This window comes from Aerococcus urinaehominis, from assembly GCF_001543245.1.
GTDB lineage: Bacteria > Bacillota > Bacilli > Lactobacillales > Aerococcaceae > Aerococcus > Aerococcus urinaehominis.
The window spans coordinates 1767302-1788015 of sequence record NZ_CP014163.1; the positions used below are offsets into that span (position 1 = coordinate 1767302).

22 protein-coding genes are annotated in these 20714 nt (G+C 43.5%); 20 read left to right on the top strand and 2 right to left on the bottom strand.

The genetic code is table 11. From position 1 onward, the window contains the following. Positions 1–479: 479 nt before the first annotated feature. The 10 genes from AWM75_RS08235 to AWM75_RS08725 all read left to right on the top strand — a co-directional run bounded on the left by AWM75_RS08235 (position 480) and on the right by AWM75_RS08725 (position 9663). Positions 480–1460 carry a YihY/virulence factor BrkB family protein gene (locus AWM75_RS08235; protein ID WP_067980706.1) on the top strand — a complete coding sequence of 327 codons (981 nt, stop codon included), beginning with the start codon at positions 480–482 and terminating at the stop codon, positions 1458–1460. Continuing rightward, positions 1460–2767 (top strand): FtsW/RodA/SpoVE family cell cycle protein, encoded by a 1308-nt coding sequence (locus AWM75_RS08240; protein ID WP_327020367.1) that lies wholly within the window; start codon positions 1460–1462, stop codon positions 2765–2767. Before AWM75_RS08235 ends, AWM75_RS08240 begins: the two co-directional genes overlap by 1 nt. Then, positions 2745–3104, top strand: a complete 360-nt coding sequence (locus AWM75_RS08245) for a Spx/MgsR family RNA polymerase-binding regulatory protein (RefSeq protein ID WP_067980708.1) — start codon at positions 2745–2747, stop codon at positions 3102–3104. The genes AWM75_RS08240 and AWM75_RS08245 overlap by 23 nt, the downstream gene beginning before the upstream one ends. A 443-nt stretch (positions 3105–3547) precedes the next feature. After that, entirely contained in the window at positions 3548–4315 is a 768-nt protein-coding gene (sufC, locus tag AWM75_RS08250; RefSeq protein WP_067980711.1) for a Fe-S cluster assembly ATPase SufC, read from the top strand. 12 nt (positions 4316–4327) lie between these two features. Then, a complete protein-coding gene (gene sufD / locus AWM75_RS08255) occupies positions 4328–5614 on the top strand; it encodes a Fe-S cluster assembly protein SufD (protein WP_067980713.1) in 1287 nt (428 codons plus the stop codon). Beyond that, positions 5607–6839, top strand: coding sequence for a cysteine desulfurase (locus AWM75_RS08260; RefSeq protein WP_067980715.1), 1233 nt, complete (start codon positions 5607–5609; stop codon positions 6837–6839). The genes sufD and AWM75_RS08260 overlap by 8 nt, the downstream gene beginning before the upstream one ends. Then, positions 6826–7311, top strand: a complete 486-nt coding sequence (gene sufU, locus AWM75_RS08265; protein ID WP_067980718.1) for a Fe-S cluster assembly sulfur transfer protein SufU — start codon at positions 6826–6828, stop codon at positions 7309–7311. Before AWM75_RS08260 ends, sufU begins: the two co-directional genes overlap by 14 nt. A 3-nt stretch (positions 7312–7314) precedes the next feature. Then, a complete protein-coding gene (gene sufB, locus AWM75_RS08270) occupies positions 7315–8712 on the top strand; it encodes a Fe-S cluster assembly protein SufB (RefSeq protein WP_067980720.1) in 1398 nt (465 codons plus the stop codon). A gap of 408 nt (positions 8713–9120) precedes the next feature. Further along, positions 9121–9330 carry a PBECR4 domain-containing protein gene (locus AWM75_RS08970; RefSeq protein WP_158320190.1) on the top strand — a complete coding sequence of 70 codons (210 nt, stop codon included), beginning with the start codon at positions 9121–9123 and terminating at the stop codon, positions 9328–9330. 150 nt (positions 9331–9480) lie between these two features. Next, positions 9481–9663 carry a hypothetical protein gene (locus tag AWM75_RS08725; protein ID WP_158320193.1) on the top strand — a complete coding sequence of 61 codons (183 nt, stop codon included), beginning with the start codon at positions 9481–9483 and terminating at the stop codon, positions 9661–9663. A 13-nt stretch (positions 9664–9676) separates the two neighbouring features. Here AWM75_RS08725 and AWM75_RS08275 read toward each other — a convergent pair whose 3' ends face one another. Together AWM75_RS08275 and AWM75_RS08280 are read right to left on the bottom strand one after the other, a co-directional pair. Then, on the bottom strand, positions 9677–9871 hold the full coding sequence (locus AWM75_RS08275) for a hypothetical protein (RefSeq protein WP_067980722.1): 195 nt from the start codon (positions 9869–9871) through the stop codon (positions 9677–9679). Between the two features lie 99 nt (positions 9872–9970). Beyond that, on the bottom strand, positions 9971–10993 hold the full coding sequence (locus AWM75_RS08280; protein WP_067980724.1) for a tetratricopeptide repeat protein: 1023 nt from the start codon (positions 10991–10993) through the stop codon (positions 9971–9973). A gap of 254 nt (positions 10994–11247) precedes the next feature. On the opposite strand from AWM75_RS08280, the gene relB reads away from it, so the two are divergent. The 10 genes from relB to cas1e all read left to right on the top strand — a co-directional run bounded on the left by relB (position 11248) and on the right by cas1e (position 20713). Continuing rightward, positions 11248–11475 (top strand): type II toxin-antitoxin system RelB family antitoxin, encoded by a 228-nt coding sequence (relB, locus tag AWM75_RS08285; protein WP_067980726.1) that lies wholly within the window; start codon positions 11248–11250, stop codon positions 11473–11475. 40 nt (positions 11476–11515) lie between these two features. Continuing rightward, complete coding sequence (locus tag AWM75_RS08660; RefSeq protein WP_074572649.1) at positions 11516–11671, top strand: type II toxin-antitoxin system RelE family toxin; 156 nt, start codon at positions 11516–11518, stop codon at positions 11669–11671. A gap of 357 nt (positions 11672–12028) precedes the next feature. After that, on the top strand, positions 12029–12196 hold the full coding sequence (locus AWM75_RS08665; RefSeq protein WP_082702108.1) for a helix-turn-helix transcriptional regulator: 168 nt from the start codon (positions 12029–12031) through the stop codon (positions 12194–12196). Between the two features lie 138 nt (positions 12197–12334). Next, complete coding sequence (locus AWM75_RS08290; protein WP_067980727.1) at positions 12335–15097, top strand: CRISPR-associated helicase/endonuclease Cas3; 2763 nt, start codon at positions 12335–12337, stop codon at positions 15095–15097. Continuing rightward, positions 15084–16769 carry a type I-E CRISPR-associated protein Cse1/CasA gene (locus AWM75_RS08295; protein ID WP_067980730.1) on the top strand — a complete coding sequence of 562 codons (1686 nt, stop codon included), beginning with the start codon at positions 15084–15086 and terminating at the stop codon, positions 16767–16769. Before AWM75_RS08290 ends, AWM75_RS08295 begins: the two co-directional genes overlap by 14 nt. Further along, entirely contained in the window at positions 16762–17358 is a 597-nt protein-coding gene (gene casB / locus AWM75_RS08300) for a type I-E CRISPR-associated protein Cse2/CasB (protein ID WP_067980732.1), read from the top strand. The genes AWM75_RS08295 and casB overlap by 8 nt, the downstream gene beginning before the upstream one ends. Continuing rightward, on the top strand, positions 17342–18427 hold the full coding sequence (cas7e, locus tag AWM75_RS08305) for a type I-E CRISPR-associated protein Cas7/Cse4/CasC (protein ID WP_067980734.1): 1086 nt from the start codon (positions 17342–17344) through the stop codon (positions 18425–18427). The genes casB and cas7e overlap by 17 nt, the downstream gene beginning before the upstream one ends. 1 nt (position 18428) lies before the next feature. Continuing rightward, a complete protein-coding gene (gene cas5e, locus AWM75_RS08310) occupies positions 18429–19127 on the top strand; it encodes a type I-E CRISPR-associated protein Cas5/CasD (RefSeq protein ID WP_067980941.1) in 699 nt (232 codons plus the stop codon). A 1-nt stretch (position 19128) separates the two neighbouring features. Continuing rightward, positions 19129–19770 (top strand): type I-E CRISPR-associated protein Cas6/Cse3/CasE, encoded by a 642-nt coding sequence (gene cas6e / locus AWM75_RS08315; RefSeq protein WP_067980737.1) that lies wholly within the window; start codon positions 19129–19131, stop codon positions 19768–19770. A gap of 1 nt (position 19771) precedes the next feature. After that, positions 19772–20713 carry a type I-E CRISPR-associated endonuclease Cas1e gene (gene cas1e, locus AWM75_RS08320; RefSeq protein WP_067980739.1) on the top strand — a complete coding sequence of 314 codons (942 nt, stop codon included), beginning with the start codon at positions 19772–19774 and terminating at the stop codon, positions 20711–20713. The last annotated feature ends 1 nt before the right edge of the window (position 20714 follow it).

A 20714-nucleotide genomic window follows, 5' to 3' on the forward strand; every position in this document is an offset into this window, starting at 1 on the left:
GCCAGCCCTCACACCCTGTTTTAGTCGGGTTCCGAGCAGCTGAACTGGCTGTCACTTCGCAAGCTTGGACACATTATCTTGCAGATAATGGTCCAAGTTTACTCCAGTGCACCAGTTCAAAGCGCTGCTCGTCGCACCCTGTTTTAGTTGAGTTCGAAAAGCTGAACTGAAGTCGTTTCACTAGGCTGACTCAATATCTTTTAGATATTGGCCCGCCTAGCTCCAACGATGCAGTTCAGAACGCTTTCTCTCACATCCTTTTTAGTCGGGTTCGACTTGGCAGAAATGACGTCACTTCAGAAATTAGTCTCAATAGCTTGCAGCTATTGGCCTAATTCCTTCCAGTGATTCATTCCTGAACGCCAAGTCTCACACCCTTTTTTTTACTGGCTAAGCGTGCTAGAATTAGTTATAATGCTTAATCAGTAATAATTTAAGCCGGTCAGGACAAGCTGACCTGGCCTTGAAAGGGTTTAGTCATGAAAAAATTTAAAGAAGAGTACTTGCCGATTTTTCAGCACAGTATTCAAGCCGCCGATATTGGTGGTTCGGCCGCCCAAATGGCCTATTATATGTTGCTGGCGCTGTTTCCAGTTTTGTTATTGGTCGCCAATATCATTCCCTTGTTGCCCTTTAACCGGGGAGAAGTCTTGGGCATGATTACCATGGTCTTGCCCCAGGAAATCCAGCCGATTATTATGCCGATTTTATTGGATTTTTTAACCAATCCATCAGCTGGGGCGATATCAATTACCTTCATCGTATCGATTTGGTCAGCCTCCAAGGCCTTTAACTCGGCCCAGAAGATTATGAACAAGGTCTACGATGTTGAAGATGCCCCTAATGTGATTTTAAACCGGTTGATTTCTTTCTTGCTGACCATCGCCTTGGTGGTGGCAGTTGGTTTACTATCGATTATCTTTGTTTTTGGTGGCACCATTATCGATGGTTTAAGTAACGTCCTACCGATTATGGCCGAATTCCGCAGCCTGGTGACTACTTGGACATGGCCTCTCTTACTTTTATTGGTGGGAATTACCTTCATCTATATCTACCAATTTGTGCCCCGCCACCACATGGCGGTCAAATATCAATTACCAGGCGCACTCCTGGCTTCGCTAGGCATGTTGGCCCTGAGTGGTTTGTTCTCTATCTATATGACCTATTTTGGTGGCTCTTTTGGGTCGGGGACCATTGGCACTTTTATTATCCTGATGTTCTACCTCTACCTGATCAGTATTCTCTTTATTGTCGGTGGGGTGGCCAATGTGATTGGCTACCGTTTAAGTAACCGCCAGGAGTTTTATGACCAGCTGCCGACCTACCGCCAGAGTCGGTCAGCTAACTTCCCTAATTTAAGGGATTTAACCGTGGCTGAAGCCGGCCTGACCCGCCAGTCAGCAGACGTGCGTTTTACCACTAACCGTCAATTTAGTCGTGAAGAAAGAGGGGATTATTAATGCCAGCTATGCGTAGTAGCCACAGCCGGCTGCAACGGTCCACCCGGCGTTTGACCGGCCAGGCCAGTCGCTTGGACCTGGTTTTAGTGCTAGTGGTTTTAGCCCTGGCCTGTATTTCTATTACGGCCGTCTATGCCACCACCTACCACCAATTTGATGGCGCCACCATTTTGCCTACCATGATGCACACCATCTGGTATGTGGTGGGGATTATGCTGGCCCTGGTTGTGGTCCAGCTTGACCGCCAGACCCTCTACCAGGTTACCCCAGCCCTCTACTGGTTTGGTATTCTTCTATTAATTTTAGTCCTCCTGTTCTATGACCGCGATTTGGCCCTATCAACCGGGGCTCGGTCCTGGTTCAAGGTTGGTCCTGTGACTTTTCAACCCTCAGAATTTATGAAGCTGGCCTATATCCTACAAATGGGCCGCTTGGTTGACCAGTACAGTCGCCGCTATTCAGCGGATATTGTCGTCAATATGAACCGCCGCCAGCGGATTCGGGTCGATAGCCGCTTCCTGATGCGGATGCTGACCTGGTCCTTGCTACCATTCAGCTTGGTCCTCTTACAAAATGACTTTGGGACCATGCTGGTCTTTCTGGTGATTTTTGTTGGGACTGTCTTTGTATCTGGCATTACCTGGGCCATTATCCTGCCAGCCTTTATCGGTCTGGTTGCGGTTTTTGCATTCCTGCTCTTTATGGTGATCTATAACCGCGATTTATTGCTTAACCTCGGCTTTAAAAATTACCAGTTTGCCCGGATCGATTCCTGGTTAGAGCCCTTTGGTAGCACGGCTAATGAGTCCTACCAGCTGGCCCAGTCGATTAAAGCCATTGGGTCAGGGGGCTTCTTTGGTAAAGGTTTTGGTGAATTTGAGGTTTACGTGCCGGTGCGGGAGTCCGATATGATTTTCGCTACTATCGGAGAAAATTTTGGCTTCCTGGGATCAGTGGTGACCATTCTCTTACTATTTTTATTGATTTACCAGATGGTCAGCATTGCCTTTAAGACCCATGATGCCTTCTATATTGGCAGTGTGAGTGGGATTGTGTCCATGCTGACCTTCCACGTGATTGAAAATATCGGCATGTCAATCGGCCTTCTGCCTCTGACCGGGATTCCGCTGCCCTTTATCTCCATGGGGGGATCGGCTCTGGTGATGAACTTGCTGTGTGTGGGCTTTGTCCTGTCGATAAAATATCAAGCCAAGACCCCAGAAACGGAATTGTTGCAGAATCCGATTGTCCGCTTGGGGCGTAAAATTGGAGGTGCCTTTGAAAATGTTAAGTTTTTACGGTCTTAAAAATTGTTCCACCTGCAAAAAGGTCCTAAAGCACTTTGAAGCAGTCGGACTAGCAGTAGAGACAATCGATATCCGTGAGCATCCACCGGCTAGTGATTTGATTGACCTGGCCCTGGACCGCTACGGTAACCCGCGCAAGGTGATTAACACCTCGGGTCAAGCCTACCGCCAGTCTGGCCTCAAAGACCAACTAGCTGGCATGACCAACCAGGAAATCAGCCAATTATTGGCAGCGGATGGCATGCTGGTCAAACGACCATTTATCACTGACGGCCAGACTGCCTCAGCAGGGGCCAAATTAGACGAATTAGACCAGGTCTGGTTGGATCAAGAATAAGTATATTGTATGGGGCTGGGAGTTTTCCCAGCCCCTTTAATTATGGCCAAAATTTCTGGCCTAAACACCAAAGCTCACACCCTTAGTCGGGCTCCGAGCAGCTGAACTGGGTGTCACTTCGCAAACTTGGACGCATTATCTTACAGATAATGGTCCTAGTTTACTCCAGTGCACCAGTTCAGGACGCTGCTCGTCACACCCTGTTTAGTCGGGTTCGACTTGGCAGACCAGGCGTCCTTTCACAGAATTCAAGACAATATCTGACGATATTGCTTGCCTTCTGCTCCAAGGATCCTGGCCTAAGCGCCAAGTCTCACACCCTGATAAAATATAATGATTCTAATTTTATTTCTTTTTTTACCCTGATTGGTGGGCGCTATTTGAAATTCATTCTCAAATAGCATACAATGTAAACCATAAGAAAAGTTTAAATGGAGGGTATTATGTCAACACTTGAAATTAAAAACCTACATGTGTCAATTGAAGATAATGAGATCTTAAAAGGGGTTAATTTAACCATTAATACCGATGAGGTCCATGCCATTATGGGACCTAACGGGACAGGTAAATCAACGCTTTCGGCGGCGATTATGGGCCACCCAGCCTATGAAGTGACTGAGGGTGAAATCCTTTTGGATGGCGAAAATATCCTGGAACTAGAAACAGACGAACGGGCCCGGGCTGGTCTTTTCCTCGCCATGCAATACCCATCTGAAATTCCTGGTATTACCAATGCGGAATTTATGCGGGCAGCCATCAATGCGCGTCGCGATGAGGATGACCAAATCTCAGTTATGGACTTTATCAACAAGTTAGATGAGAAAATGGCAGTCCTAGAAATGCATGAAGACATGGCTGAGCGTTACCTCAACGAAGGTTTCTCCGGTGGGGAAAAGAAACGTAACGAAATCCTCCAATTAATGATGATCGAACCTACCTTTGCCATCCTAGATGAGATTGACTCTGGTTTGGATATTGATGCCCTGCAAGTGGTGGCCAATGGGGTCAACGCCATGCGCGGCGACAATTTTGGTTGCTTAATCATTACCCACTACCAACGGCTCTTGAACTATATTGTGCCAGACCATGTCCATATTATGATGGACGGCCGGGTAGTCAAATCTGGAGACGCTGAACTAGGCAAACAATTAGAGGCTGAAGGTTACAAGGGAATTGCCGACGAACTAGGCCTATCACTGGACAAGGAATAGGGGGCAATCGCCATGACAAATAACGATAAACAAGCCATCTGGCAAAGCATCCAGGACTTCTCTGTCATGCATGAGGAGCCGCAGTTTATGCTGGACCTGCGCCAGGCTGGCTTTGAAACTTATGAAGATTTAGAACTACCACGGATTGACAAGGTCAAGTACCACCGCTGGCCCCTGATTGACACCACCATTGATGCCGGTGTCCAAGGGGAGATGCTGGCGGAAGACTTTAGTCAAGGGGCAGCCAAGGCCCGCCTGGTCCAAGTAGGTAGCCAAACTTTGCTGGAACAAGTGCCCCAAGACCTGGTTGACCAGGGTGTGATTTTCACCGACATCTTCTCGGCCATGCGGGACTATCCAGAATTAGTGCAGGCCAACTACTTTACCAAGGCCATCAAGGCTGACGAGTCTAAAATGACGGCCCACCATGCTGCCTTTATGAACAACGGGATCTTTGTTTATGTGCCCGATAATGTCCAGATTGACCAGCCCCTAGAGGCGAAAATCTTCCAGGATTCCCGGGTTAAGCAAGGTTTCAACCACCATGTTCTGATTGTTGGGGGCCAAAATGCCCACTTCTCTTATGTAGAGAACTACCAGACCCTAGGTGATGAAAAAAATCCAGCCTCAATTATGACGGAAATCATTGCCGCTGATGGGGCGGTTATCAAGTATGCGGCCATTGATGAGCTGGGTGAAAACACGCATGCCTTCTTTAACCGCCGGGGTGACTTCGGCCGGGATGCCCAAATTGACTGGGCCATCGGGATGGTTAACGACGGTAATATCGTTGGTGACTTCGATACCGACCTAACTGGCGTGGGGTCACACTCAGAAATTAAGGTGGTCGGCCTATCTGCTGGTCGCCAAGTTCAAGCGGTCAACTCGCGGGTAACCAACTATGCCGACCATTCTATCGGTCATATCCTGCAAAAGGGGGTTATCCTGGACAGGGCCACTCTGACCTTTAATGGGATTGGCCATATTATCAAGGGAGCCAAGGGGGCCGATGCCCAACAAGAAAGCCGCCTCCTAATGTTTTCTGACCAGGCCCGCGGTGATGCCAACCCAATTCTCTTAATCGATGAAAATGATGTCACGGCTGGCCACGCCGCTTCAGTGGGCCGGGTAGACCCAGATGAACTCTACTATCTACTCAGCCGGGGGATTCCTTTGAAACAGGCCCAACGCCTGGTAATCCGGGGCTTCCTAGGTTCTGTGATTACGGCCATTCCATCAAAAGAAATGCGTGACCTCTTAGTTGATACCATAGAAACGAAGTTGATGTCTCTTGACTAATCCATACCGGGCTGACTTTCCCATTTTGGACCAGAAAGTTAATGACGAGCCCCTGATTTATTTTGACAATGCGGCCACCAGCCAGACACCCAAGCTGGTTCTGGACCGCCTCTATGATTATTACACCAAGGATAATGCCAACATCCACCGGGGGGTCCACAGCCTAGCTGAGCGGGCTACCCAGGCCTATGAAGCCGCCCGGATCAAGCTGGCAGGCTTTATCAATGCTCAGTCGCCTAAAGAAGTCATTTTCACTTCCGGGACCACCCAGGGACTCAACTGGCTATCTCGCAGTTTAGCCGACTTTGCCCTAGCACCAGGGGATGAAATTGTCCTCACCCAGATGGAGCACCACTCCAATCTGGTCCCTTGGCAGGAAGCGGCCCGACGCCACCAGGCCAAGCTGGTCTTTTTACCCTACCGACCGGATGGCAGCCTGACTGCCGATGATCTGGCCCAGGTGATGACCGACCGGACTAAGATTGTGGCCGTCACCCATGTCTCTAACGTCTTAGGCAGCCTAGTCCCGGTTAAAGACTTTGCTCAAATTGCCCACCAAGCCGGGGCCTATCTGGTTGTGGACGGGGCCCAAGCGGTGCCACATTTGCCAGTCGATGTCCAAGACCTGGACGCTGACTTTTATGCCTTTTCCGGCCATAAAATGTACGGGCCAACTGGGACCGGTGTCTTATACGGTAAGGCCGATTTACTGAAACAAATCGACCCCATCCAGTTTGGCGGCGAGATGATTTCCCTAGTGGAACCGACACGAGCGACTTGGGCCGACTTGCCTTACAAGTTTGAGGCCGGCACCCAAAATATCGCCGGTCAAATCGGCTTGGCCGCTGCCGTTGACTATATTGAGTCAGTTGGCGGCATGGCGGCCCTGGCCCAGCATGAAGCGGACCTAGTGTCCTATGCCATGGACCAACTGCAAAAGCTAGACTTTGTTGACATTTATGGGTCTCAGCAGGCCAGCGACCACCACGGGGTGATTGCCTTTAATGTGCAGGGTGTCCACCCCCATGACCTCGCCACTGGCCTCGATCTGGAAGGCATTGCCGTTAGGGCCGGCCACCACTGTGCCCAGCCTCTAATGGCCTGTCTCCAGGCCTCATCAACGGCCCGGATTTCTTTTGCCCTCTACAATACGCGGGCTGAAATTGACCAATTTATCCAGTCACTGACTGCTGTAAAGGAGTTTTTCACCAATGGCCTTATCTAGACTAGACCAACTATACCGGGCAGTAATCGTTGACCACTATAACAAGCCCCACCATTACGGCAGTTTGGCCAATGCCAGCAATTCCATTGAACTGCGCAACCCCACCTGTGGGGATGTCATTATTCTTTATTTAGATATCCAAGATGATGTCATCCAAGACGTGGCCTTTGCTGGGGAAGGCTGTGCCATCTCAACTGCCTCAGCCTCTATGATGTCGGACCTGATTATCGGGAAAACATTGGCTGAGGCCCAAGATTTGGCCCATACCTTCTACGATATGGTGACTGCTAAAAATGAAGACCAAAAGCAACTACAAAAAGACCTGGGCGAAGCAGCCCTGTTAGCCGGCGTTAAGAAGTTTCCTGCCCGGATTAAATGTGCCACTTTGGGCTGGAAGGCCATGGAAGGCGCCTTAGACGACCGCTACGGACAAGATACCAGCCTTGATATCGAAGACCTGGAAGGAGAATAAACAATGAGTGAAGTACCAGTAATTGATGATTACAAATTTGGCTTCCACGATGATATTGAATCTGAAGTGGAAATTGGTACCGATGGCCTTAATGAACAGGTCATTCGTGATATCTCAGCCGAAAAAGAGGAGCCAGAGTGGATGCTCCAATTCCGTTTGGATGCCTACGACCGCTACAAGCAATCCCATTTTCCTAAGTGGGGTCCAGACCTATCCCATTTAGATTTTGATGACATCACCTATTACAAGCGTAAGGCCGGTACCAAGGCCCGGACCTGGGATGATGTCCCTGATAAGATTAAGGAAACCTTTGAACGGATTGGGATTCCTGAAGCTGAACGAGCCCAATTAGCTGGGGTCGTAACCCAGTACGAGTCTGAAGTGGTCTACCAAAACATGAAAAAAGTCTACGAAGACCAGGGCATTATCTTTACCGACTGTGATTCAGGCTTGCGCGAGCACCCAGAAATCTTTAAAAAATATTTCGGAAAACTCGTCCCACCTTCAGACAACTTCCAGGCTGCCTTGAACTCTTCAGTTTGGTCAGGGGGGACCTTTATCTATGTGCCTAAGGGCGTGAAGGTTGACCTGCCCCTACAAACCTACTTCCGCATGAACGATGACCGCATGGGCCAATTTGAACGGACCCTGATTGTAGTTGATGAAGGGGCCTCAGTCGAATACATTGAAGGCTGTACCGCCCCAACTTATTCTGATTCCTCGCTCCACTGCGCCGTGGTAGAAATCTTCGTGGAAGAAGGGGGCTACTGCCGCTATTCCACCATCCAAAACTGGTCAGAATCAGTTTATAACCTGGTGACCAAACGGGCCTGGGTGGGCAAGAACGCGACCATGGAATGGGTCGACGGTAACCTGGGGGCCGATGTCACCATGAAATACCCATCTTGCTACCTGGAAGGTGAGGGTGCGCGTGGTACCATGCTATCAGTGGCCTTCGCCAATGGTGACCGAATCCAAGATACTGGGGCCAAGATGATTCACAATGCCCCAAATACCTCTAGCTCCATTATTTCTAAGTCCATCGCCCGCGATGGCGGTGCCGTTAACTACCGGGGTGACGTGGTCTTTGCCAAGAACTCCCAAGGGTCCAAGTCCCATATCGAGTGTGATACCATTCTGATGGATGACAAGTCCAAGTCAGATACCATCCCTTTTAACGAAATCCGCAACGGTAAGGTGGACCTGGAACATGAGGCCAAGGTTTCTAAGATTTCAGAAGACCAACTCTACTACCTCATGAGCCGCGGCCTATCAGAAGGTGATGCCACTGAGATGATTATCCTCGGTTTCGTTGAGCCATTCTCTAAGGAATTACCACTAGAGTACGCCGTTGAGCTCAACCGCTTGATCGCTTATGAGATGGAAGGGTCTGTGGGATAGGCCTGAAAAAGCCTTATGTAGCAAGGACTAGCCGAACAAATTGATGATTTTTGCCTGGTTTCATGCCCATATTTTTTAAAGCCCTAGCGTTGCTAGGGCTTTTTTAATTCTGCTATTTCTTAGAATGGCTGCATAACTATTGAAAAAATATTTAAGTCCATGTATGATTCAAAATGAATAGCCGCTAAATCTGCTATTCCGTTTAGCGTATACGCTGTTGTCGTCAAACTGTCTGCTCATAAACGGCAGAGGCATAACTGGGGGAAGTTATGTTGCCTGACAGAGGCCTAAATCTGATCGTTGGTCAAGAGTATGGACAACTCATACTCCTTCCCTAATAGCGCCTACCAAGTGGGCGCTATTTTTTTAACCAATGTAAATCATTATTAGGGTGGTGCCTAAATCATATTGAATACAAAATATTCTAATAATTTAATTGATATTTTAGATTTTTATCGAAAATATTTTTGTTATCAAAATTGTATCATCGAGACTAGATATAAAAAAATTAATCCAATCCAGATATCATTTGAAGAGAACCAGCTCCCACACTTACTAGGATTAGGCAAAGTAGGTTGTCCAGAAGGGGCTAGGGGAGTTTATAATATTGAAAAGTGAAAGCTTACTGAATCTGATATAAAAAGGCACCATAACTATAAGCTTATTAAACCAAGAATATCCGGGTTCTATCATCTGCATGATATGTTTTTTGGTAAAAATACTGTAAAAACCTGTTTGTTAAAGAAAGACAACTTGGTAAAGACTAAAATGAATAGAGAGCTAGATATTTTGGTTTTTGATAATAACCCTAGAGAAAGTAGAGTTTATGTATTAGGATTAAAACTTGATGAGAAGCGAAAAATTTATTATCCAGCTACATTCCATCAAGCTAAAAAATCCAAATGTAAAGGGCTCAGAAGAACAGAAATAATTAGAATGACCTGGATTTAAAAAAGGTAGCCAGCTAATGCTCGCTACCTTTTTTCCTTGCATAAGTATAGAGTTGTTTGATGGTCTTAAATCGCACCATGTCATAAGTAAGTTTCTCTGATAAATCATGGACAGTTGAGTAAGATACACCAGATCCTTTAGAAATGCTATACAAACTCTCACCGCTAGTTAATAATTCGGTAATGGTTTCTTCTATCTCTTTAAACATACAATCAGTCCTTTTTAGAAATTAAATCGGATATAATCATTTTTTTATAAAAAGCTAGCTACTGGATTTGCTTATACTTACGGTAGATTACAAGCTATATCACTCTGAACGAAATTTGACCCCATTTTCTTTCAATCGTTTCAAAGTTGCTGGGCCAATCCCGTCTATTTGTAGTAATTCTTTTTCAGTAATTTTAGCAAAGTCATCAAGTGCTTCTAAATTATTCTGGAGCAGGGGATGGACAAAACGAGCACCAATATTCGCGAAGATGCCTTGGTTTTCGAGCTCTCTTGCTTTTGCGTGGTTTACAAATAGACGTTCCGTTGCAGTGATTTGTTTAGGATCAAGTTTATATAGGTACGCTCTAATATACTGATACAAGTAGTCTGATTCAGTGAATAAGGACATGACATCTAAAAAGGTGACGGCTAGTGATTCGGCTGAGTTGACGGCATAGGTGTCCAAATCATTTGCGTAATATAGGACGCTGTATTGATTAAACTCCTCAGTCGATTGAAAAAATTTGGTAATAGCTGGATTTATTTCCCACAAATGCTTAATCAATCGGTTTGCTTGGTCGAAATCTTGATTAAGCACATAAGCCATAATCATAGGTAACAGCAGACGGTCATCGTCAAAGCCATCATATTTTTTAAAGAGGGTGCGGCTTTGTTTGATGTTGCCAGTCTTAGCGTAAAGGGCCATTAACTGGTAGCGAACCCCTAAGTTATCATGAGGCACTAAATTTAAAAAGGCTTTAGCATGAGCTTCGGCTTTTGCATACATTAATTGATTAAAATAGTAATCAATCAATTCAGCTTTTAGCCGGAAGTATGGCCGGTTATCAATATCGGCATAGCCACCATCTTTTAATTGCTTACGGTGGGATTGAAAATATTTAGCTTCCAATTCAGCTAACTTGCGATAATTTTGATGGTAATCTTCACCCATTAGGATAAGTAAGGTCTGGATATCTAAATTATCAGGATCTAGCTTAGCCACCTCTTGAAGCAGCTCTCTCTGGTTCTCTGTATTTTCTTCATTTAAGGCTCTTTCTAATAGACTAGGCACCTCAAAAAAGGCATTAGCCTCACTTAGTAAATCTTCAATATCTTTACTCATGATCGCAACTCCTTATATTTTTTATTGACTGTTACAAACTTGCCTATATCAAACAGCTTAGGTTAAATATTACTATATGTTAAGCATTTTATGGAAAAATGCTTAATAAAATAGCTCGATCAGTGGCTAGGGCATCCGATTTAAGTACAATATAGGAAGTAATTAAAATAATGAACGAAGAGTATATTAGCAAGAATTGTTAAGGGCTATCAAATATATTACAGTATAGATGTAAAAAAGGAAGGGGGATTATTATGTCAGTAGTATCTCTTAGATTAAATGAAGAAGAGGAAAAGCTTTTTAAAGGGTATTCTCAGCAGACGGGTAAAACGCTCTCAGAACTTTTTAAAACTGCACTGGCAGAAGAAATTGAAACGGAGCTAGATTATGAAATAGGCGTGCAGGCACTAGAAGCTTATCGCCAAGATCCTGTTTCTAGCTCAATAGGTGAGTTTATTAAGGAATTGGAAAACGACCTATAGCTTAGAATTATCTAAAACTGCAATAAAGCAACTTCGTAAGATGAACCAGCATATTTCAATTATGTTAGTGAAAGCAAGGGTGAAGGAATTAGATGGTTTAGAGGACCCGCGTTCAAAAGGTAAGGCACTGTCTAGTCAGTTAAAAGGATTATGGCGCTATCGCGTTGGTCAATATCGTATTATCTGTGAGATATAGGATGATAAACTTATTGTGTTAGCCCTATCGGTCGGTCATCGGAAAAATATTTATGAATGAGCTTGTTAGCTGGTATGATATGCCTCATAAGTAGTTACTTGTTTAAGTGTCTGCTTATGGGGGATTTTTTATATTAATATTAGATTAAATATTTAAATTTATTTTTTCAATACCCCAGTTTAATGACTTTAGGTGGTTTTGAGCTTGTTGCATTAAGTAATTTCTGGAGAAAGTAATATTACAGTTAGTTAAATATTTTAAATAATGTCAAAATTATTTGATAGTAATTTTTCGTTTTATGAATTATAGTTAATTTAATATTTGTTATAATGATTTTAGAAGGCTAGGAGGAATGACATGCATTTAGGCGACAAGCTGAGATCGCTCAGAAAGTCAAATGGATATAGCCAGGAGGAAATAGCAGAAAAGTTAAATGTTTCCAGGCAAACAGTTTCTAATTGGGAGAATTTTAAATCCCAACCTAGGGCTAATCAACTTTATGAATTTATCAAGTTGAAAGCGTGACCAGTTGTTGAGATAATAGATATGTAAGAAATATTTTATTTATGCCCGCGCTAGCGGGCGTGATCCTTTAATTTTTGTGATAGAAGGATTTCATACCTGCGTTAGCAGGGGTTTTCCAAGCTTGATGAGAAGGGGGAGATGGTTATTTATACAGTAGCGCAGCCTTTTTGGGCAAAAAAACAGGATAGTGATGGTATATACCAATGGTTACCACTGGGACAACATCTTGAAGATGCTAGGCAGGTCAGCGGCCTATTATGGGAGCACTGGCTTTCCAAGGGGCAGAGACAGGTCATCATATCAAATTTATCACCAGCGGATGCAGGTACTGGCAGGTGTCTAGCCGAATTTCTCGGCGCAGTCCACGACTTGGCCAAGGCAACTCCTGCCTTCCAAGTGAAAAGGGGCTATACTAACACGCCAGATTTAGACAGTTTTTTAATTGAGGAACTAGAACACTTTGGTTACAAAGGCTTGTCTTTAAAAGACCTACCGAGCGCTTCAAAGTCACCTCATGCCAAAGCAGGTCAAGTCCTGCTTGAAGTTTTTGGGGTTAACAGAGATATTGCTTCAATTATTGGCGGACACCATGGTCGCCCTCTTGATAATGAGAATGAGATAAAGGACCAAAAAGCCTACGACAGTAACTATTTTCAGGAAAGTAAGGGTAATATCCATGAACTCTGGCAAGACCAGCAAAAAAAGATTTTAGACCGTGCCTTAGAACTGTCAGGTTTTGCTTCGGTAGATGAGTTGCCTACTATTAGGCAGCAAGGCCAAGTGCTTTTATCAGGATTACTGATTATGGCAGACTGGATTGCCAGTAACCCTAGCTATTTCCCCTTGCTAGAAATTGATCAAAGCCAGGAAATTGATCAAAGTGAACGTGCACAAAATGGTTTTCAGAAATGGTTTGCCACCTATCCTATAGAATTTGAAACAAAGACCAGTGAATACCTTTTTAGAGAGCGGTTTAAATTTAAACAAGCGCGAGAAGTTCAAGAAAAGTTTGTTGAAACCATTGCCTCATGTGAAGAACCGGGTATCTTTATTTTAGAAGCCCCCATGGGACTCGGTAAGACTGAGGCTGCCCTGGCTGGAGCTGAATTACTAGCAGCTAAAACTGGTCGGAGTGGTGTCTTCTTCGGTCTCCCAACCCAGGCAACCTCAGATGGGATTTTCCCCCGCATTGAAGATTGGTTAGAAAAGATTAGTGCGGACTATGATGATAAGGTATCCCTTCAGTTAGTTCACGGAAAATCCGCTCTAAATCCAAACTTCCAAAATTTAGCCAAACAAGTTGATATCGATAATGAAGAAAGCTTGGTGGCATCGGTCCAGGTAAATCAATGGTTCAGGGGACGGAAAACTTCCAATTTAGATGACTTTGTCGTCGGTACCGTCGACCAATTTTTGATGCTGGCCCTAAAGCAAAAACACCTGGCCTTAAGGCACCTGGGTTTTAGTAAAAAAGTGGTTATCATTGATGAAGTTCATGCCTATGATGCTTATATGAATCAGTATTTACATCGGGCTTTGGAGTGGATGGGAACCTATCAAGTGCCAGTCATTATTTTATCGGCTACCCTGCCAGCTAAAAGTCGCTGGCAACTAGCCCATGCCTATCTCAAGGGTAAAGGTATTAATAGAAAAGAAGTTAAAAGACTGAAAGAGTATTTGCTATATGACGATTACCCATTAATTACTTATACGGACGGTAAGCAACTGGTACAAGAGGCTGACTTTAAACCAGCAAAAAAAATTACAAATGTAGTGGTTAATCAGATTCAGGATGAAGAATTGCTACTATTATTAGATAGTTGGATGGAGGGGTCGGGTAACATTGGGATTATTGTCAATACCGTCCGCCGGGCCCAAGAATTAGGTAAGCAATGTGTCGAACGCTATGGTGAGGATATGGTTGATATTCTCCATTCATCATTTATAGCGACCGACCGAAAAGCTAAAGAACAACAACTGATGGCAAGCATCGGTAAAGAAGGTAATCGGCCTGATCGCCATATTTATATCGGCACACAGGTTATGGAGCAGTCACTGGATATCGATTTTGATGTTCTGGTAACCGATTTAGCTCCAATGGATCTTTTAATTCAAAGGATTGGCCGCTTACACCGCCATGACCGACCAGACAGACCAGCAGCTCATAAATTGCCGTGTGTTTATGTATTGGGTACTAGCCCAGACTTTGAATTTGAACCAGGTAGTGCCGCTGTTTATAGAGACTACCTACTAATTAGAACCCAGGCATGTTTACCTGAAAAGATTAACCTGCCGACTGATATTTCACCCCTAGTGCAAAAGGTCTACGATGAATCGCTAGTATTTGAATTTGAAAATAATCAAGACCACTACGATAAAGCTAGTACAGACTACCAACAATTATTAACTAGAAAAGAAAAAGGGGCACAAACCTATCGATTGAGTCCGCCGCCAAGTAAGCATAGAAATATCATTGGTTGGCTGAGCGGCACTAACCCCAATACAAGTGAAGAATATGGTTATGCCCAGGTCAGAGATAGTGATGAAAGTATTGAGGTGATTTTGCTGAAAAGACATGGTCAAGGATACAGTCTTTTCAATGAAGATGAAGATATTTCCGCAGCAATTGAAGATGCTGGTATTGCTAAAGCCATGGCACAGGAAACCATCAAATTACCTGGTGCTTTGAGTCGGAATTATAATATCGATACTACCATCAAGCAATTGGAGGAGGATTATAATAAATATTTATCTAATTGGGACAAGCAACCCTGGCTTAAGGGTCAACTGGGACTAATTCTTGACGAGCAAGGTTACTATCGCTTAGGAGAATTTATATTAAGTTACACCAAAAAATACGGTTTAGAGATGAGAAAGGAAGGGACAGATGAGTCGGTATAATTTGGTTGATGAGTACTGGATTCCAGTAATTGTTGATGACAAAGGGCATAGCCAAATGGTTTCTTTGCTTGATGTTTTTACTAATGGCTCTCAATATTTGCAATTAGCGGGTGATACCCAGACCCAAAATTTTGCAGTTTTTCGACTATTATTAGCTGTTTTACAGACCGCCTTGTTGCGATACGAGTTAGATGGTGAAATACGGGAGTTTCCTGATGAAGACTGGGGCTATGAGGATATTGACGACCTAGAAGAAGAACTAAATAATACATGGCTAGAAATCTGGCAGAATGAGTCTTTTCCAAAAATTGTGGTAGATTATCTAGAAGCATGGCGGGACCGTTTTTATCTTTTTGATGATAAGTATCCCTTTTACCAGGTTACAGCTAGTGATATTGATGCCAGCAAAATATCTAAAAAGCAAGCAAGTTCAATTTCTGGTAAGAATATTAACCGGATGATTTCGGAAAGTGGCAATAAAATTGCTCTCTTCTCACCTAAATTTGCTGCATCGAATAATAAGGAAATTCTTGCTGAAGATGAAATTGCTCGTTGGTTAATTACCTTCCAAGGATACACCGGTTTATCAGATAAAGTAATATTCGGGAGTGAAAAGTATAAATCATCAAAGGGCTGGCTCTTTGATATTGGTGGTCTCTATGTAGAGGGTAATAACTTGTTTGAAAGCTTAACGCTGAACTGTATACTGTTGCACCCGGATGAAAAATATCGCTTCAATCCACCCAAACCATGCTGGGAATTTGAGCCACAAGCCCGTATTCAGCGATATTTTGAGACAGATTCGCCAGATAACTTAGCGGAGTTGTATACGAATTGGAGTCGTGGGATTTATATTGATCCCGATATAGATGCCACTAAAGCTTTTGAGTGCCAAATTGTAAAACTACCTGATATAAAACATGAAGACCAGTTTCTAGAGCCAATGACCCTGTGGCGGCACAATGATACCGGTCCTAGTAAAAATAAATTTACGCCTAGAAAACATCAGGCTAATCAATCCATTTGGCGGTCCTTTGGTTTAATTGCCTTGCCAACCTATTATTCTGATAAGCAGCGGCAACCTGGTATCATAGCCTGGTTAAATTACCTTACACCATTGATAGGGGACCGGAGATTAACTATTTGCTCGGTGAGCATGGCTGATGATGGTAACGCAACATCTTGGGTGCCCGTGGATGAGCTTTGTGACCAGTTGAAAATTGATGACTTTGTCTTAACTGATGTTCAAGAAAATCATTGGGTGCCGAGGATTTATGATACAGTTGAAACAACCAAGCGGGTAGTGGGTCTTACATTCCGTAATTTCTTACTTGACCTGAAAGAGATTCGTAATCTAGCTACTAATGATTTTGTTAATGAACGGGTTACTGAGCTTTATTACCATATTGATGAACCTTTTAGAGACTGGCTTATAAGTATAGATAAAGACGAGGACAAAGATAAAAAAGTGATTGAGTGGTATGATCAATTAGCTTGCTTGGTTAGACAACAAGTAGACCACTTGTTAAAACAAGCTGGACCAAGAGACTATACTGGCATCATTAAAAACAAAAAAGATGATAAAGATAGTAAAATATTAAATATCGCAATCGCCCACAATAAATTTACTTACTATTTAAATAAGGAATTAAAGGAGGGAAGACATGACTAAAAATAATTTAAGACTTAGCCAAGTCGCAGGACAATTAACTAAGCGGCTAGATAGCCAATTAGGAACACCTTCAGGCAAGGCTTTGCTAGCTAATTTGCGGAACTCAATGGGCCGATCCCTGAGTGAAACTACTGAAGTCTGGCCGCTTATGTATGAGGTGCTGCCAGAAGAGTATCTTGGTCAAAGCTACCAGCTAACTAATGAAGAAGAAGCCATACTAACCATGATGCAGCTATACGCCTTGTACCATCAAGGTCAGGATAGCCCTTTATCCAGTTACGAAAATAAGACTAATTTTGGTGAATCATTAGCAACACTAAGAGGAGATAAAGACACTGTGTCCATTGATCGCCGCTTCAATGCCTTGATTACTGCTACCAGCTATGATGAATTTAACCACCATTTAAGGCAGCTATTGCGCTTGCTTAAATCACGCACCAAGGGCACAGTCAAAATAAATTTTGCTAAGCTATGTCAAGATTTGTATTGGTTTAGCAGAGGTTACGAAGAAAAAGTTCGTTTGTCATGGGCTAAAGCCTACTATAGTCAAGCTAGAAATAAAGGAGATAAAAATGATGAAGCAAAATAAATTATTTATTGATATCCATGCCATTCAAACCGTTCCACCATCTAATATAAACCGTGACGATACTGGTAGTCCGAAAACTGCCCAGTATGGCGGTGTCAGAAGGGCACGGGTTAGTTCTCAATCCTGGAAACGAGCTATGAGAGCTTACTTCAATGAATACGGCGCGCTAGATAATGTTGGGGTGAGATCTTTAGATATTGTCAACTATGTCGCTGATAAGATTCAAAGTCTCGATCCTAAATGTGAAGAGGAATTAGCGCTTGAAAAGGCAGAAAAAGTGATTAATGATGCGGGAATTAAAACTAAGGACCATAAAGCGCGTGCACTATTTTTCTTAGGAGATGTTCAAGCTGAGCAATTAGCTAAAGCAGCTCTTGCGGGAGAAGCCGATAAGAAAGTTTTGAAAGGCTATTTAAAAGATAATCCAGCCATTGATATCGCCTTGTTTGGTCGCATGGTGGCTGATGACCCGTCATTAAACGAGGATGCATCATCACAAGTAGCTCATGCGATTTCAACTCATGCCGTACAAACTGAATTTGATTTTTATACCGCTGTTGATGACCTAGCACCTGAAGACAACGCGGGAGCTGGTATGTTAGGGACGATTGAATTTAATTCATCGACTCTTTATCGCTATGCTAATATTGCTGGCCATGAATTACTAAAGCAATTGGGTCATCCAGATGTAACCGTTAAAACAATCAATTTATTTATTAAAGCCTTTTTCAATTCAATGCCGACAGGAAAAGTTAATACTTTTGCCAATCAAACCCTGCCGGAAGCCGTGCTCGTGACTATCAGACCCGATCGGCCGGTAAACTTAGTGACAGCTTTCGAAAAACCAGTTAAAAGCCGGGATGGCCATGTTACTGAATCCATGACTCGCCTATTAGAAGAAAATAAGCAAGTACAAAAGTTTGTTGAACCTCCTCTAGCTGCTTATTGGCTGACGCTTGAAGACAGTGAAATTGCTAGTGAGGGCGTTAAAACAACCAGAGATTTGAACGACCTCTTAACACGTGTCGGTGAAGAGCTAGAAACAGCTATTAATGAAACGGGTGTTTAAGGTGAAGACGATACTCCTGAAATTTGCCGGTCCCCTGCAATCTTGGGGGACCCGGTCAAATTTTGAAACACGACATACAGATTGTTATCCTTCAAAGAGTGGCGTAATTGGCTTAATCGCAGCTAGTATGGGACTTAAGCGTGATAGTTCAGATATCAAAGCCTTAAATGACATCGATTTTGCTGTCCGCATTGACCAACCGGGTAATCTAATCAGGGACTATCACACAGCCAAAAAATATAAAAAAACGGGTGACTTGGACAGAACCTATGTCACCAACCGCTATTATCTAGAAGATGCTGTCTTTGTTGTGGCTATTAGCCAAACAGAGGACCTAGTAGATAAAATTTTAACAGCCCTAAAACAACCTTATTATCAAGCTTATATGGGAAGAAGAGCGCTACCTTTACCAGCAGATTTTATTATGGGGGTTTATGACGGCGATGCCATTTCTTGTCTAAAAGACTGTCCATGGCAAGCGGCCTCCTGGTATCATAAAACCCCGGTAAAAAAATTAACGGCTTATGCTGATAGCCATTTAGTTGACCAAGGGCAAAAAAACCTGCGTAAGGACGGAGTCGAATCATTCAGTCAAAAAAATCGTTCTTTTAGTTTTAGGTATGAAACACGATTCGAAATTATTTTGCCTGCTGCAGATGAAAGACCAGACCATGATGCCTTTTCAGCCTTAGGAGGTTAGTATGTATTTATCGAGAGTAAAAATTGACACAAATAATCGACAAAAAATACGAGACTTAACCCATGTCGGCGCCTACCATAACTGGGTAGAACAAGCCTTTCCCGATGAAATGGCTGCAGGGGTTAGGTCCCGAAAATTATGGCGAATTGATCATGTTGCTGGACAAGATTATTTACTAGTGGTAAGCGAACAGCAACCAGACCTAGCCCTACTTGAGCGCTATGGTGTGCCAGGATCGGCTGAGACTAAGGTTTATGATCAATTTTTAGACCAATTATATGATGGCCAAAAACTACGTTTTCGTGTCACCTTAAATCCAGTTATTTCCAAATCCAGAGCTGCCAGTGGTCAAAGAGGGCGTGTCATGCCGCATGTGACGGTCGACCACCAAATGAATTTTTTGAAAGCCCGGGCAGAAAAAAATGGTTTTCACTTAAGCGAAAACGAATTTTATATCAAAGATTCTGGCTTTGTGCTATTCAAAAAAACTGGGCAAAGAGATTTGCGGTTGACTAAGGTGACTTATGAAGGCTTATTAACAATCTCAGACCTTGACCAGTTTAAAACAAGCTTGACACAAGGATTTGGAAAAAAGAAAGCTTATGGTTTTGGGTTATTAACTGTGATTCCTGTGGAGCAGTAATATGTCTGATAAATTTGGTGCGAAGAAAACTGAGCTACCCGAACTCCCTAGAATAGGAGACCGGGTTAGCTTTATCTATATTGAACATGCCAAGATAAACCGCCAAGATTCAGCGATTACTATTAGAGACAGCAAGGGCTTAGTTAAAATTCCTTGCGCTATTATTGGTGCTTTATTATTAGGACCAGGCACAGATATCACGCACCGGGCCATAGAGCTAATTGGAGATACTGGGACGACAATCATTTGGGTAGGCGAACGTGGTGTCCGTTTTTATGCTAATGGCAGGCCCTTAGCCCATTCTACTCGCCTCTTAGAACAACAAGCTAAGTTGGTAAGTAATACGAGGAGTCGCCTCCAGGTAGCTAGACATATGTACCAGATGCGCTTTCCTGGGGAAGATGTTAGCAAGCTAACTATGCAACAATTAAGGGGACGAGAAGGAGCACGGGTTAGAAAAGTTTACCGAAATTATGCGCAAAAACACCAGGTTGAATGGACCAAACGCGACTATAATCCGGAAGATTTCTCCAGTGGTAGTGTGGTAAATCAAGCCTTGTCTGTGGCTAATGTTTCTTTATACGGCCTAGTGCATTCAGTCGTATTAGCTCTAGGATTGTCTCCGGGCCTCGGTTTTGTCCATACCGGTCATGATAAATCCTTTGTTTACGATATCGCAGACCTCTATAAGGCAGATTATACAATTCCCACAGCTTTTAAAATTGCGGGTGAATATACCGAAGATGATGATATACCGAGGCTGACCAGATTAATGATGCGGGACGCCTTTGTCGATGGGAAATTGATGAAACAGATTGTCAAAGACTTGCAAAATTTACTACAAATTGAAGATATTGATTTTTCTATTGATTCTTTATCATTATGGGATAATAAGGAAGACCTAGTTGACTACGGTGTAAATTATTATCCGGAAGAGGAATGAT